Origin of the sequence: Acidovorax sp. JHL-9 (genome assembly GCF_000426205.1) — a bacterium.
Classification (GTDB): domain Bacteria; phylum Pseudomonadota; class Gammaproteobacteria; order Burkholderiales; family Burkholderiaceae_C; genus Acidovorax; species Acidovorax soli.
On sequence record NZ_AUEX01000012.1, the window covers coordinates 67,680 to 81,917 of the forward strand.

15 protein-coding genes are annotated in these 14,238 nt (G+C 66.4%); 3 read left to right on the forward strand and 12 right to left on the reverse strand.

Annotation, left to right across the window (positions count from 1 at the left end):
- Positions 1–9: 9 nt before the first annotated feature.
- The 3 genes from K225_RS0109755 to K225_RS0109765 all read left to right on the forward strand — a co-directional run bounded on the left by K225_RS0109755 (position 10) and on the right by K225_RS0109765 (position 3,681).
- A complete protein-coding gene (locus K225_RS0109755; RefSeq protein ID WP_026436227.1) occupies positions 10–1,257 on the forward strand; it encodes a phenylacetate--CoA ligase family protein in 1,248 nt (415 codons plus the stop codon).
- 231 nt (positions 1,258–1,488) lie between these two features.
- Entirely contained in the window at positions 1,489–2,475 is a 987-nt protein-coding gene (locus tag K225_RS0109760; protein WP_026436228.1) for a tripartite tricarboxylate transporter substrate-binding protein, read from the forward strand.
- A gap of 180 nt (positions 2,476–2,655) precedes the next feature.
- Complete coding sequence (locus K225_RS0109765; protein WP_026436229.1) at positions 2,656–3,681, forward strand: tripartite tricarboxylate transporter substrate binding protein; 1,026 nt, start codon at positions 2,656–2,658, stop codon at positions 3,679–3,681.
- Between the two features lie 34 nt (positions 3,682–3,715).
- Here K225_RS0109765 and K225_RS0109770 read toward each other — a convergent pair whose 3' ends face one another.
- The 12 genes from K225_RS0109770 to K225_RS0109825 form a co-directional block, all read right to left on the reverse strand.
- A complete protein-coding gene (locus K225_RS0109770) occupies positions 3,716–4,033 on the reverse strand; it encodes a DUF1840 domain-containing protein (protein WP_026436230.1) in 318 nt (105 codons plus the stop codon).
- Positions 3,994–5,310 carry a class I SAM-dependent methyltransferase gene (locus K225_RS0109775; RefSeq protein ID WP_026436231.1) on the reverse strand — a complete coding sequence of 439 codons (1,317 nt, stop codon included), beginning with the start codon at positions 5,308–5,310 and terminating at the stop codon, positions 3,994–3,996. The genes K225_RS0109770 and K225_RS0109775 overlap by 40 nt, the downstream gene beginning before the upstream one ends.
- A 308-nt stretch (positions 5,311–5,618) precedes the next feature.
- On the reverse strand, positions 5,619–6,251 hold the full coding sequence (locus K225_RS20675; protein ID WP_081679647.1) for an HD domain-containing protein: 633 nt from the start codon (positions 6,249–6,251) through the stop codon (positions 5,619–5,621).
- 19 nt (positions 6,252–6,270) lie between these two features.
- A complete protein-coding gene (gene phnE / locus K225_RS0109785; RefSeq protein WP_026436232.1) occupies positions 6,271–7,077 on the reverse strand; it encodes a phosphonate ABC transporter, permease protein PhnE in 807 nt (268 codons plus the stop codon).
- A 77-nt stretch (positions 7,078–7,154) separates the two neighbouring features.
- Positions 7,155–8,099, reverse strand: a complete 945-nt coding sequence (gene phnD / locus K225_RS0109790) for a phosphonate ABC transporter substrate-binding protein (RefSeq protein ID WP_026436233.1) — start codon at positions 8,097–8,099, stop codon at positions 7,155–7,157.
- A 37-nt stretch (positions 8,100–8,136) separates the two neighbouring features.
- Complete coding sequence (gene phnC, locus K225_RS0109795) at positions 8,137–8,997, reverse strand: phosphonate ABC transporter ATP-binding protein (RefSeq protein WP_026436234.1); 861 nt, start codon at positions 8,995–8,997, stop codon at positions 8,137–8,139.
- Between the two features lie 88 nt (positions 8,998–9,085).
- Positions 9,086–10,240: an alpha-D-ribose 1-methylphosphonate 5-triphosphate diphosphatase gene (locus K225_RS0109800; RefSeq protein ID WP_026436235.1), complete on the reverse strand. Its 1,155-nt coding sequence runs from the start codon at positions 10,238–10,240 to the stop codon at positions 9,086–9,088.
- Positions 10,237–10,956 carry a phosphonate C-P lyase system protein PhnL gene (gene phnL / locus K225_RS0109805; RefSeq protein WP_026436236.1) on the reverse strand — a complete coding sequence of 240 codons (720 nt, stop codon included), beginning with the start codon at positions 10,954–10,956 and terminating at the stop codon, positions 10,237–10,239. The genes K225_RS0109800 and phnL overlap by 4 nt, the downstream gene beginning before the upstream one ends.
- Positions 10,953–11,741, reverse strand: coding sequence for a phosphonate C-P lyase system protein PhnK (phnK, locus tag K225_RS0109810; protein ID WP_026436237.1), 789 nt, complete (start codon positions 11,739–11,741; stop codon positions 10,953–10,955). The genes phnL and phnK overlap by 4 nt, the downstream gene beginning before the upstream one ends.
- Positions 11,738–12,199 carry a GNAT family N-acetyltransferase gene (locus tag K225_RS0109815; RefSeq protein WP_026436238.1) on the reverse strand — a complete coding sequence of 154 codons (462 nt, stop codon included), beginning with the start codon at positions 12,197–12,199 and terminating at the stop codon, positions 11,738–11,740. Before K225_RS0109815 ends, phnK begins: the two co-directional genes overlap by 4 nt.
- Entirely contained in the window at positions 12,196–13,128 is a 933-nt protein-coding gene (locus K225_RS0109820) for an alpha-D-ribose 1-methylphosphonate 5-phosphate C-P-lyase PhnJ (protein WP_026436239.1), read from the reverse strand. Before K225_RS0109820 ends, K225_RS0109815 begins: the two co-directional genes overlap by 4 nt.
- Entirely contained in the window at positions 13,125–14,237 is a 1,113-nt protein-coding gene (locus K225_RS0109825; RefSeq protein WP_026436240.1) for a carbon-phosphorus lyase complex subunit PhnI, read from the reverse strand. Before K225_RS0109825 ends, K225_RS0109820 begins: the two co-directional genes overlap by 4 nt.
- Position 14,238 lies beyond the last annotated feature (1 nt).

Genomic DNA, 14,238 nt, shown 5'->3' on the forward strand with positions numbered 1-14,238 from the left:
ACCCTTCGCATGAGCACGTTCTACGACGCCCTGGAAACCCGCGACCCGGCACAACGCGAAGCCCAACTGATGGCGGCCCTGCCTGCCCAGATCGCCCATGCGCAGCGCCATTCGGCCGCCTTGGGGCAGATCCTGCAAGGCGTGGATGCGGCCAGCGTCACCAGCCGCGAGGCCCTTGCGCGCCTGCCGGTCACGCGCAAGCACGAGCTTCAGGAGCGCCAGCAGGCCGGGCGCGCCGACAACGTTTTTGGCGGATTTGCCACCATTGGTTTCGGCGCTGCCATGCCGCGCGTTTTCTCCAGCCCCGGCCCGCTCTACGAGCCCGAGGGCACTCGCCGCGACTACTGGCGCATGGCGCGCGCGCTGTACGCCGCCGGTTTTCGCGCCGGCGAGCTGGCCCACAACTGCTTCAGCTACCACTTCGTGCCAGCCGGCTCGATGATGGAAAACGGCGCCCATGCACTGGGCTGCACGGTGTTTCCGGGCGGTACCGGCCAGACCGAGCAGCAGGTGCAGGCCATGGCCGAGCTGCGCCCGGCGGGCTACATCGGCACACCGAGCTTTCTCAAGCTGATCCTTGAAAAAGCCGCCGAACTCCAACAGCCCCTGCCCAGCGTGACCAAGGCCCTGCTGTCGGCAGAAGCCTTTCCGCCGTCGCTGCGCGACTGGTTCGCCGAACGCGGCATCGCTGGTTACCAATGCTACGGCACGGCCGACCTGGGCCTGATTGCCTACGAAACCGCGGCGCGCGAAGGCCTGGTGCTGGACGAAGGCGTGATCGTCGAGATCGTGCGCCCCGGCACGGGAGACCCGGTGCCCGAGGGCGAGGTGGGCGAAATCGTGGTGACCACCCTGAACCCCGACTATCCGCTGGTCCGTTTTGGCACCGGCGATCTCTCCGCCGTGTTGCACGGCTTTTGCCCCACCGGCCGCACCAACACCCGCATCAAGGGCTGGATGGGGCGCGCCGATCAGACCACCAAGGTGCGCGGCATGTTCGTGCACCCAGCGCAGGTCGCCGCCATCGCGCGCCGGTTTCCGCAGGTGCTGCGGGCCCGGCTGGTGGTGAGCGGCGAGATGGCCAGCGACCAGATGGTGCTGCAGGTCGAGACGCACGAAACCGCCGAGGGCTTTGCGCGCCAGCTCGCTGACGTGGTGCGCGAGGTGACCAAGCTGCGCAGCGAGGTGCAGATGGTGGCCCCAGGCTCCCTGCCCAACGATGGCCGCGTCATTGAAGACGCGCGCAGCTATCGCTGAAAAACCATGCCCGCGCCCCCCCCGCATGCGGGTTGCGCGGACGGGCGCAGGACACAGGGAGCATCCGTGTTTACCCTTATTAAGCTATCAATTAAATAGCTACAAAACAATACGCGCAATGAATTTCGAGATTTATTAAATTAATTCATACCCCACAAGCCTTAAGTGATTTCCTCAATACCCGGTTGGAAGGAGCTCGCTATCATCTCGCGTCCAAGTACAGGAGCCTTCATGAAAAATATGCCGAAACTCGCGCTGATCGCCATTGCCGCAGCCGCCACGCTGGGCGCACACGCCCAAGACTATCCCGCCAAGGACAAGACCGTCACCCTGGTCGTGCCCTTTACCGCGGGCGGCCCCACAGACCGCGTAGCCCGTGACCTCGCAGAAGCCCTGCGCAAGCCGCTGGGCGCCAACGTGGTCGTGGACAACACGGCCGGCGCCGGCAGCTCGATCGGCGCAGCCCGCGTGGCCCGCGCCACCCCCGATGGCTACACGCTGCTGCTCAACCACATTGGCATGTCCACCATGCCTGCGCTGTACCGCAAGCTGTCGTTCAGTGTGCCCAACGATTTCGAGTACCTGGGCATGGTCAATGATGTGCCCATGACGCTGATCGCCCGGCCCAGCATCCCGGCGAACAACATGAAGGAACTCACTGCCTGGATCGACCAGAACAAGGGCAAGATCAATCTGGGCAACGCGGGTCTGGGCGCGGCCTCGCACCTGTGCGGCCTGATGTTCCAGAACGCCATGCAGGTCGAAATGACCACGGTGCCCTACAAGGGCACGGCGCCGGCCATCACCGACCTGATCGGTGGCCAGATCGACCTGCTGTGCGACCAGACCACCAACACCACGTCGCAGATCGAAGGCAAGAAGGTCAAGGCCTTCGCCGTGACGACCGCCAAACGCCTGAAGACACCGGCACTCAAGGACCTGCCCACGCTGGCCGAGTCGGGGCTGAAGAATTTTGAAGTGACCATCTGGCACGGCCTGTACGCACCCAAGGGCACGCCAGCCGCCGTTGTGACCAAAATCAACGACGCCCTGAAGCTGGCCTTGAAGGACCCCGACTTCATCAAGAAGCAGGAAGGCCTGGGCGCCGTGGTGGTGACCGACAAGCGCGTCGAACCCGCTGAGCACAAGAAATTCGTGCAGGCCGAAATAGACAAGTGGGGCGCCATCATCAAGGCCGCCGGCACCTACGCCGACTGAGCCCGTCCAGCCTTCAGCCTGGAGACATCCAGCCGCCTGCCCCTTGGGGCCAGGCGGCTTTTTTTTCTGGCGCGGACCCACGCGTACACGGCTGCACACGCCGCATGGTTGGGGTTATCCACCTTCACCCCCAAGCCGGGGACGCGTAGAACCAAAGAATTCCCAACTGAAAGGACGTTCATGGTCTCGTTCACCCACCTGCCCCGCCGCCAAAGCCTTGCAGCCATGGTGGCGCTCTCCCTGGGTTGCGCCCTCGCTGCGCTGCCGGCCGCCCATGCCCAGGGCACCTGGCCCACCAAGCCGGTGCGCATCGTCGTACCCTTCGCACCGGGCGGCACCACGGACATCCTGGCGCGCGCGCTGGTGCCGGACCTGAGCCGTGCATTCGGCCAGCAGTTCATCGTGGACAACCGGGCAGGCGCGGGCGGCAACGTCGGCGCGGAAATCGTGGCCAAGTCCCCGGCAGACGGCTACACGCTGCTGATGGGCACCGTCGGCACGCACGGCATCAACCGCGCGCTCTACGCCAAGCTGCCCTACGACCCCATCAAGGACTTCGTGCCCATCACCCTCGTGGCTGCGGTGCCCAACGTGATGGTGATGAACACCGACAAGGCCAAGGCCCTGGGGGTGCACAACGTGCAGGATTTCATCCGTGCGGCCAAGGCCAGCCCGGGAAAGATGAACATGGCGTCGAGCGGCAACGGCACCTCGATCCATCTGGCGGGCGAGCTCTTCAAGAGCATGACGGGTACCTACATGCTGCACCTGCCGTACCGCGGCTCGGGGCCGGCACTGATGGACATGGTGGCCGGCAATGCCGATGTCATGTTTGACAACCTGCCCTCGTCGATGGCGCAGATCAAGGCCGGCAAGCTGGTTGCGCTGGCGGTGACCAGCAGCCAGCGCTCTGCGGCCCTCCCCGATGTACCCACGGTGGAGCAGGCCGGCGGCGCGGCGCTCAAGGGCTATGAAGCCAGTTCGTGGTTTGGGCTGCTGGCGCCGGCCGGCACGCCGCCCGACATCGTCAACCGTGTCCAGCAGGAAGTCGCCAAGGCCCTGGCATCACCGGGCATGAAAGAGCGCTTGATGGCACAGGGGGCCATTCCCGGTGGCAACACGCCCACCGAGTTTGCCCGGCATATCGACAATGAGCACCGCAAATGGGCGGGCGTGGTGAAAGCCTCGGGCGCAAAGGTCGACTGACTTGCACGCGCCAGAGGCCCCTGCGTGCACCGCGTCAGGCGCCCCACACCACGTCATGCTCCTCGGCGACCGAGCGGCGCAGCATGTCGAGAAACGGCGCCGCACGCTGGCGCAGGCGCACGGTGTCGGGGCGCTCCACGCCGTCCTCGTCGGCCTGTTCCTGGGCAACGGCGGCAAGGGCCTCGTCGGCTGCAACGGCAGCTTCCAGCGCAGCCATGGCACCCGGGATCTGTGCGGCCGTGATGATGCCGCTGGTGCCTGGGGTCTTGCCAATGATCTGAAGGATCTGGCGCCCGTGGGGTTCGAGCATGATCAGGTCGGGGGCTGATCGGGACTTGAATTTGTAGAGCATGCAGCGGAGTCCTTGGTGTACATGTAATCGCGCGTGAACGGATACGCCGATTGTGCGCCGGTCATCGTGCCAGAGCCCATGTCGCCATCGGGGCGCACGGCCAGTATCTGGTGCAATGCCATCCAGCCGCGCTCGAATCCCAGCGCACTGCCCGCCAGATACAGGCGGTAGGCGCGCAGCGTCTTGTCCGCTTGCTCGGTGGTGGCCTGTTGCTGCAGCACTTGGCGGGCGGGCTCCAGCACGGCTTCCAGCGCATCGGACCAGGCCCACAGCGTGCGGGCGTAATGGGGCCGCAGATTCTCGGTGTCCACCATCTCCAGCCCGGCCTGCGCCAGGTCGTGCAGCACGGCGCTGGCGTGGAGCAGCTCACCGCCCGGGAAGATGTACTGCTCGATGAAATCGCCCATGCCGGCGCCCAGCTGGACGTTGTCCACGCCGCCGGCGGTGATGCCGTGGTTGAGCAGCAAGCCGCCCGGGCGCAGGAGCTTGCGCACGGCGACAAAGTAGGCGTGCATCTTCGCCCGCCCCACATGCTCAAACATGCCGACCGAGGCCACCTTGTCAAAGGGCTGCCCGGCCTGCAGTTCACGGTAGTCGCACAGTTGCACGCGCACGCGCCCCTGGAGCCCGCGCGCCGTGATGAGTTGCTGCACATGCGCATGCTGGTTGCGCGACAGGGTGATGCCGGTCGCGTCCACGCCATAGTGCTCTGCCGCCCACAGCAACAGCCCCCCCCAGCCAGCGCCAATGTCCAGAAAGCGCTCGCCCGGCTGCAGGCGCAGCTTGCGGCAGATCAGGTCCAGCTTGGCCTCCTGCGCGCGCGCCAGCGTCATGCCGGGCTGGCAAAAATAGGCACACGAATACACCCTGCGCGGATCCAGCCACAGGGCATAGAAATCATCCGACAGGTCATAGTGGAACCGCACATGGCGGGCATCATGCTGGAGCGTGTGCACCGCCATCGATCTGGCGCGCGCCAGCACACGGTGCCACCAGTGCTGGTGCGGGTCCTGCACCGGGCTGGTTGCCAGCAACCCGGCGGCAGCGGCCATCAATTCGCGCATGCTGCCTTCCAGCGCCACCTTGCCCTCGACGATCGCTGCGCCAACGTTCCCGATCTCACCCGTGGCCAGCGCCACCAGCGCCATGCGGTCCCGAAACCAGAGCGTGACGGCCGCGTTGCGCGCCCCCAGCCGCTGCCCTGCCGGCAACTGAACCGCCATGCGGACCGGCAGCGCCTCCAGCCGCCCCTCCAGGATGCGCAGCAAGTGTTTCATGGTGGTGCATTCTTGAAGCTGGCGGCCGGCACGTCAACACCTTGCCTGGCCGGCGGCGCCCGCCGGCCGCCGACACGGGCCGATCACGCGCCAGGGCGACAGCATGGGTTCGATGCTTTTACCTGGATTGCTTGCACGCCAGGCCTCTCCAAGATGCCGATGCGCGCGAAGTGCGCTGCCGCCCTGAGCGACGGACTCGTCAGGCGGATCCGGCGCCAGGCACCTGGCTGGCCAGCGCATGCCGCGCGGTGACCGTTGCCAGCACACCCATGAAATGCCCGAACGCGGGCGTCGCGCGGCCGGGCACCTTAGAGTCTGTTTACGATCTCGCAGGGGATCGCGTTGGAGCGCCATCGGGATGAGTGGATGCTTCGGGTGCGCCGCATGGGCTGGTGCCCATGCCAGCAGCCGGGGCGTCCAATCGCCCGATTTCGCTCCAACCCTTGGGGCAGTGGTCTTTGCGGGCGGTCTGCGTCGTAGCGGCGCAGCCGGATGGCTTCGCTGGCGAATGGCTGGGAGGCAAATTGCACCGCCTCCTCTACCGAGTACGCACCCCCTTGCAGCTCCAGGCTTTGCCGGGAAGCAGGCGACAGCGCTTCCCGGTACCCTTGTTCCATGGTGCACAGGTAGCGCTTGGCATCGACATGCAGCCGCACGGGCTCCAGCACGGCACGTGGCAGCAGGGCCCGCAGGAAAGGCAGCGCCACATACTGGTGCAGATCATCGTGGCCCGCGCGGTCTGCGGCCCCACCGTCTGGCGCCAACAGGTGCCCAATGTCATGCAGCAGCGCCGCGGCCACGGTTTCCGGTGTTTCACCGGCCAGTTCGGCCAGGTGGGCACACTGCAACGCGTGCTCAAGCTGGCTGACGGCTTCGCGGCCATACTGCTCCTTGCCGCGGGTCACCAGCACATGCGAAATATCGATCAGGGTCAAAGCCATGAGGGCTCCAGTGGCGGCGTTAGACCAGGGCCTTGCGAACGCGTGCTGACACCAGGTCGATGGCACTCACGGTCACCACGATGATGAGCATCACCGCACAGGTTTCGGCATATTGAAAGCCACGGATGATTTCCCACAGCACCACGCCAATCCCTCCGGCACCCACCATGCCCACCACCGACGCGGAACGCACGTTGGCCTCGAAACGGTAGAGCGTGAAGGAAATCCACAGCGGCATCACCTGCGGAATCACGCCATAGATGATTTCATGCAAGGCGCTCGCCCCGGTCGAGCGGATGCCTTCCACGGGCTGGGGGTCGATGGCCTCCACCGCCTCGGAAAACAGCTTGGCCAGCGTGCCCGAGGTATGGATCCACAGTGCCAGCACGCCCGCGAAAGGCCCCAGGCCCACGGCCACCACGAACAGCATGGCAAAGACCATTTCGTTGATGGCGCGGAAGGTATCGAGCACGCGGCGCATCGGCTGGAACACCCACCACGGCACGATGTTGGACGAGGCCAGCAACGCCAGAGGCACGGCGGTGAGCACGGCCAGGGCCGTGCCCCACAGCGCGATCTGCAAGGTGACGAGCATCTCCTGCACATACAGCTGCCACTGCGCAAAGTTGGGTGGAAAGAACTCTGCCGCATACCGTGCCATGTTGCCCGAGTCCTGCAGCAGGTCCAGAGGGCGCATGTCGGCGCCCTTCCATGAAGCGGCCAGCAGCACCAGCAGAATGCCCCAGGAAAGGTACCAGCCCAGGCTGCGCTTGGGCGCAGTGGCCTGGGCCAGGTGGGTGAGCGACGGGGTCAGGGCAGAAGACATGGATATACCTGCAATCACCGGGACGGGGGGCAACCACTGCGGTTGTCCGCCCACCGCCGGCACAAGAGTGGAACGCTTTACTTCAGGGACGCCAGCTGCTGGTCGATCTCGGCCAGGCGCGTCTTCTTCTCGGCCTCGGCCAGAGTGCTGTCGGCTTCGATCTTGTTGCGCTTGCCGAACAGGTCGAGCTGGCGGATCGGGGTGAGCTGGGCATTGCTCGACGGCTTGAAGCCCGACAGCTTGGAGATCTTCATCACGATCGCCTTCTCGCGGGGGTCGGTCTTGGCATAGTTGTAGAAGAAGTTCTTGATCTTCGCCTTGGTGGCCTCGGGCATCTCCTTGTGCATCACGATGGGGTCGAGCGCGATGAGGGGCGAGGTCCAGACGATCTTGATGTCCATGAACTTCTCGGGCTGCCGTTCCTGGATCTTGCCGAGGTTTTCGCTGTTGTTGGTGGCCACATCCACCTGCTTGTTGGCCACGGCCAGGGCATTGGTCTCATGGTTGGCGCTGCGCACGATCTTGAAATGCGTCTTCACGTCGACCTTGTTCTGTGCGAAGGCGTAGTAGCCCGGCACCAGGAAGCCCGAGGTGGAGTTGGGATCACCGTTGCCGAAGCTCAGCGACTTGCCGTTCTTGAGCACGTCATCCAGCGTGGCCAGGGGGCTGTCCTTGTGCACGATGAGGTGCGAGTAGTAGCCCTGCGTGCCATCGGCGTTGACCATTTGGGCAAACACTTCGCCGTTGGCGCGGTCCACGGCTTCCATGGCCGACTTGTTGCCCAGCCAGGCCACCTGCACCTTGTTGAAACGCATGCCTTCGATGATGCCGGCGTAGTCGGGCGCAAAGAACGCCTTGATCCTGAAGCCGGTCTGCTGGGCCATGTCGTCGAGCAGGGGCTGCCAGTCGGCCTTGAGGTTCTGCGTGGCCTCGGTGGAGATGATGCCGAAGTTGATGTCCTGGGCAAAGGCCCCCGTCATGCCCAGGCCCAGGGCCATGGCTGCGCACAGTTTCTTGATCATGAAAACTCCCGTGAATGGAAAGAGCGAAAGAAAGGAATCAGGCCGCCTGGGCCAGGGGTGGCATCCAGCCGGCAACCGGCGAAACGGCAGGCACGGCAGCCGAAGGCAAAGGATTCGCACCCGTCAGGATCTCGTCGGCCTGCACGCCATAGAGCTCACGCAGCAGCCCGGGGGTGAGGGCAGCGGATGGGCCGTCGTACACCACGCGGCCCTGGTGCAGCGCCACCACACGGGGGCAGTATTTGATGGCCACATCCACCTGGTGCAGCGACACGATGACCGTGCTGCCGTCTTCGCGGTTGATGCGCGCCAGGATGTCCATGACCTTGCGCGAAGACTCGGGGTCGAGCGAGGCGATGGGCTCGTCGGCCAGTACCACCTTGGCGCCCTGCACCAGGGTGCGGGCAATGGCGGCCCGCTGCTGCTGCCCGCCCGACAGGGTGGAGGCGCGCTGGGCGTGGCAGTCGGCAATGCCGACACGGGCCAGCGCCTCCAGCGCCAACGCGCGTTCGTGCGGCCGGAACAGCCGCAGCCAGCCGCGCCAGCGCGGCGTGCGGTGCAACAGGCCCACCAGCACATTCATCAGCACCGGCAAACGGTCCACCAGATTGAACTGCTGGAACACGAAACCCACCTGCGCCCGCACCTGGCGAATGTCACGGTGGATGCGACCACCCTGCTGCACGCAGCGGCCGTCCACCTCGATCAGCGAACCGCTGGCGCCATCGGCCACCACCAGTCCGGCCACGTGGCGCAGCAGGGTCGATTTGCCAGAGCCGGATGCACCGATCAGGGCCACCATCTCGCCACGCTGCACGGTCAGGTTGATGTCGCGCAAGGCGTGCTTGCCATTGGCAAAATGCTTGTTCAGTTGCTGTATGCGAAGTGCTGTAGACATCACATGGCCCTCAAGTCGTCTAGACAACCCAGTGTGCGGCGGCCTCGTGACATGGTTTTGACAGTTGCAAGAAATTTGGGTGTCAGTCTCAGAGCACCCGGATGCCTTCGCGCCACACCCCGCGCACCACGGCCTGCAGCGATCCATCCGACAGTTCGGCCATGTGCACCTGGACCAGGTCCGCGCGCAGCCCCGGCGCCAGTTCGCCCCGGTCGGCCATGCCGGCCGAGCGGGCGGGGTTGCGCGTGACGGTGGCCACAGCCTGCGGCAGGGTGAGGATGCCGTCGTGCACCAGGCGCATCACCGCGCTCAGCAGGCTGCCGGGCACGTAGTCGGACGAAAGAATGTCCAGCAGCCCCTGGCGCGCCAGGTCGGCCGCTGCCACATTGCCCGAGTGCGAGCCACCGCGCACCACGTTGGGGCCGCCCATGACGGTGAGCAGGCCACGCGCATGCGCAGCGCGTGCAGCGGCCAGCGTGGTCGGGAACTCCGACATCGCAGCCCCCTCGGCATGGGCCTGCGCCACATGCGCCACCGTGGTGTCGTCGTGGCTGGCCAGCGAGATGCCGTGCGTGCGGCAGTAATCCACGAAGTAGGCGCGGTGCGGCTCGGCATATTGCGCCTGCAGCGCAGCGGCATGCTCAACCTGGCGCTCGAACTTCTCGGCGCTCCAGCCCTTCTTGCCGGTGTAGTAGGTGCGCGCCTGTTCGATGTCTTCCCACTGGCGCTGGCCTGGCGTATGGTCCATCAGCGAGATCAGCGACAGGCGCGGGTGCCCGTGGAAGGGCTCGAACAGCTCGATGGTGTTGGGTGCGGGCAGTTCGCAGCGCACATGCAGGTGGTGGTCGGCGCGCAGCAGGTTGCGCTCGGTGCAGGTGGCTATGGTGTCGAGCACACGGTTCCAGGCGCTGCCGCGCAGGCTGTCCGCATCCGCCTCGCCCACGCCCAGGGCATCCAGCACCGTGGTGATGCCGGCGGCGGCGATCTCGGCGTCATGGGCGAGCAGCGCGGGCATCTCGGCCCATTGCACCTTGGGCCGGGGCATGAGGTGGCGCTCGAAGTTGTCGGTGTGCACCTCCACCAAGCCCGGTATCAGGTAGTCGCCGCCCAGGTCAAGGCCTTCCAATGCCGAGCTTGCTCCGGCGTCCATCGACGCGATGCGCCCCGCGTCTGCCCGCAAAGCGCCGTGCACCACCTCGCCCGGCAGCACCAGGCGGGCGTTCTTGAAAACCGTGGCGCTCATGCTGCCGCTCCCCGGAAATCGCCCACATTCACGCGGCGCGTGGCCACGGCGGCACCCACATGGGCGTCGTGGAAGATGCCCACCACGGCGGCTCCGCGCGCCACCGCCTCGCCAATCAGGGCAATCACGGTTTCGGTGTTGGCCGCGTCCAGCGATGCCGTGGGCTCATCGAGCAGCAGCAGCGGCTTGGGCTTGATCATGTTGCGCGCGATGTTGACGCGCTGCTGCTCGCCGCCCGAAAACGTGGCCGGGGGCAAATGCCACAGGCGCTCGGGAATGCGCAGGCGTTCCAGCCACTGGCGTGCCTGGTCGCGCGCCGCCTCCAGCGCGGCAATGTCATCGAGGGCATCCTCGGCCAGCGGCTCGGCCACCACGTCCAGCGCCGACACCCGGGGAATCACGCGCAGGAACTGGCTGACATACCCGATGGTGTCGCGGCGCAGCTGCACCAGCGCGCGGGGCGTGGCCTGCGTCACATCCACCGCCGCGCCACCGGGCGGCTGTACCGTGATGCTGCCGGCATTGGCGCGGTAGTTCGCGTAGATCATCTTGAGCAGCGTGCTCTTGCCCATGCCCGAGGGACCGTCGAGCACCACGCACTCGCCCGGGCTGACGGCCAGGTTCACATGGTCCAGCACGGACAGTTCAATGCCGTTGCGGTGGTGCAGGGTGAAGCGCTTGGCCACCCCTTTCATCTGGAGAATGGGAGGGTTCATGGCTGCAGTACCGAAGAGACGAGAAGCTGGGTATAGGGGTGCTGCGGGTCGTCGAGCACCTGGTCGGTGAGGCCCGACTCGACCACGCGGCCGCGCTGCATCACCACCATGCGGTGGGCCAGCAGCCGCGCCACCGCCAGGTCGTGCGTGACGATGATGGCGGCCAGCTGCATCTGCCGCGTGAGCTGGCGCAGCAGGTCCAGCAGCCGGGCCTGCACCGATACGTCGAGGCCCGAGGTGGGCTCGTCCATGAACACCAGGCGGGGCTGCGTGACCAGGTTGCGGGCAATCTGCAGGCGCTGGCGCATGCCACCCGAGAAGGTGCGCGGCGCGTCGTCGATGCGCGCCGCGTCGATCTCCACGCGCTGCAGCCAGTCGGCAGCGGTGCTGCGCAGGCGGCCGTAGTGGCGCTCGCCCAGGCCCATCAGGCGTTCGCCCACGTTGGCGCCGGCCGACACATCCATGCGCAGGCCGTCCGCTGCGTTCTGGTGCACGAAGCCCCAATCGGTGCGGGCCAGCAGGCGCTGCTGGGCTTCGGTCATGGCATAGATGTCCTGCAGCTCGCCACTGCGCTGGCGGAACTGCACCGTGCCTTCGTCCGGGGCACTGCGTGCCGCAATGGCGTTGAGCAGCGTGGACTTGCCGGATCCGGACTCGCCCACCACGGCGAGCACCTCGCCAGGCCACAGGTCAAAGGACGCGCCCTGCAGCGCCACCCGGTCGCCATAGCGCTTGCTGACGTTGCGCACGCTCAGCAGCGGCGCAGCAGGTTCGGGATGGTTCATGTGAGGGTCTCGACAACAAAGCTCAGGCCGTGCTGCGCAAAGCCCAGGGATTCATAAAAGGCATGGGCGCCCGCGCGGCGGGCGTTGGACGAGAGCGCGAGCTTGTAGCAGCCCGCATCGCGCGCCTGCTGCATGGCGTGGGCCATCATCTGGCGGCCAATGCCACGGCCCTGCTGGTCCTGTGCCACGACCACGTCCTCGACGATGGCCGAGGGCGCCCCCCGGTGCGCCAGGTTGTGCATGATGAGCAGCGCATACGTGCCCACCACCGCGCCGTGCGCCGCCGTATCGCAGGCCACCCACAGGCGATAGCTGGGGTAGCGGGCAAACTGGGCCCATACGGCCTGGGCTTCTTCCAGGGTCAGCACGTCAGCGGGGCTGTCTTCAATGGCGGCATACAGGGCCAGCACGTTCTCCAGGTCGGCACGCTGGGCTTCGCGAAGGTGCACGCTGCTCATGCTGCACCGCCTTGCGCCTGCACGGAATCGGTCGGCTGTGCCTGGCGCCCCTGGCAGTAGTCCGAGTCGGAACACACATGCATGCGGGTGCCCCGATCGTCGGTGATCACCTCGTCCAGAAAGCTGTCGGTGGCACCGCACAGCGCGCAGGCCGCATCCCAGCGCTGCACCTCGAAGGGGTGGTCGTCAAAGCCCAGGCTTTCCACCGGCGTGTAGGGCGGCACGGCGTAGATGCGCTTTTCGCGGCCGGCCCCGAACAGCTGCAGGGCCGGGCTCATGTGCAGCTTGGGGTTGTCGAACTTCGGGATCGGCGAGGGCGACATCACGTAGCGGCCATTCACCAGCACCGGGTAGTCGTAGGTGGTCGCGATATGCCCGTGGCGCGCGATGTCCTCGTAGAGCTTCACGTGCATCAGGCCGTACTCGGCCAGGCCATGCAGGGTACGGGTTTCGGTTTCGCGCGGTTCCAGCCGCTGCATGGGCTCGGGCACGGGCACCTGGTAGACGAGCACCTGGCCTTGGGTCAGCGGAGTCTCCGGAATGCGGTGGCGCGTCTGGATCAGCGTGGCCTCGGCGGTGCGCGTGGTGGAGGCCACCCCCGTGGTGCGCTCGAAGAACCGACGGATGTTGACGGCGTTCACCGTGTCGTCCGAGCCCTGGTCGATGACCTTGAGGCGATCCTGCGGGCCGATGATGGATGCGGTGACCTGGATGCCGCCCGTGCCCCAGCCGTAGGGCAGCGGCATTTCGCGCGAACCAAACGGCACCTGGTAGCCCGGGATGGCGACCGCCTTCAGGATGGCGCGGCGGATCATGCGCTTGGTGCGCTCGTCCAGGTAGGCGAAGTTGAAGTGGCCGTCCACCGGCGCAGCGTCCGCGGGCAGGCCCATCACGGCGGGCATACAGTCGGGGTGATGGGGTGCATTCATGCATGCTCTCCTGGCAAGGGATCGGCAGTGGCCGCGCTGGCGGCGGCGCGCATCTTGCGCACCAGCTCCAGCTCTGCCTGGAAATCCACGTAGTGCGGCAGCTTCAGGTGCTGCACGAAGCCCGAGGCCTCCAGGCTGTCGCTGTGCGAGAGCACGAACTCCTGCATCTGCGCGGGCGAGTTGATGGCCTCGCCCAGCTCGTCGGCCCGCAGCGCGCGGTCCACCAGGCTCATCGCCATGGCCTTGCGTTCGCTGTGGCCGAATGCCAGCCCGTAGCCGCGCGTGAACTGCGGCGGCTGGCTCTTGCTGCCGGCGAACTGGTTCACCATTTCGCACTCGGTGATCTCGATGTCGCCAATGTCGATGGCAAAGCCCAGCTCCTCGGGTTCGACCTCCACGGCCACCGTGCCCAGGCGCACCTCGCCCACAAAGGGGTGGGAGTGCGCATAGCCGCGCTGGGTGGAATAGGCCATGGCCAACAGAAAGCCTTCGTCACCACGCGCCAGGTTCTGCAGCCGCGTGGCGCGGTCGGCCGGAAAACGCAGGGGCTCGCGTGTGAGATCGCCGGGCGTCGGATCCCCTGGAGGGGCGGTACGGGTTTCGATGAGGCCCTCCTGGTTGAGCAGGTCCACCACGCGGGGGCTGGGCTCGGCTTGCACCGCCGTCGGCGCCGACAATGCATGGCCATCGGCCGCCGGCCCCTGGGCCAACAAGGTGAAATCGAGCAGCCGCTGGGTGTAGTCATAGGTCGGGCCCAGCACTTGCCCGCCCGGCAGGTCCTTGAAGGTGGCGGAAATGCGGCGGTCGAGCGCCATGGCGGCGGTGTCCAGCGGACAGGTGGTGCCCAGGCGCGGCAGCGTGGCACGGTAGGCCCGCAGCAGGAAGATGGCCTCGACCAGATCACCCGACGCCTGCTTGATGGCCAGGGCCGCCAGTTCGGGGTCGTATACCGAACCTTCGGTCATCACGCGGTCCACGGCCAGCTTGAGCTGCTGGCGGATCTGCGCCACCGACAGCTCAGGCAGTGCCGAGTCGCCCCGGCGCTGCTCGGCCAGCAAACGGTAGCTGTTGAGAATGGCGGACTCTCCGCCCTTGACGGCTACATACATG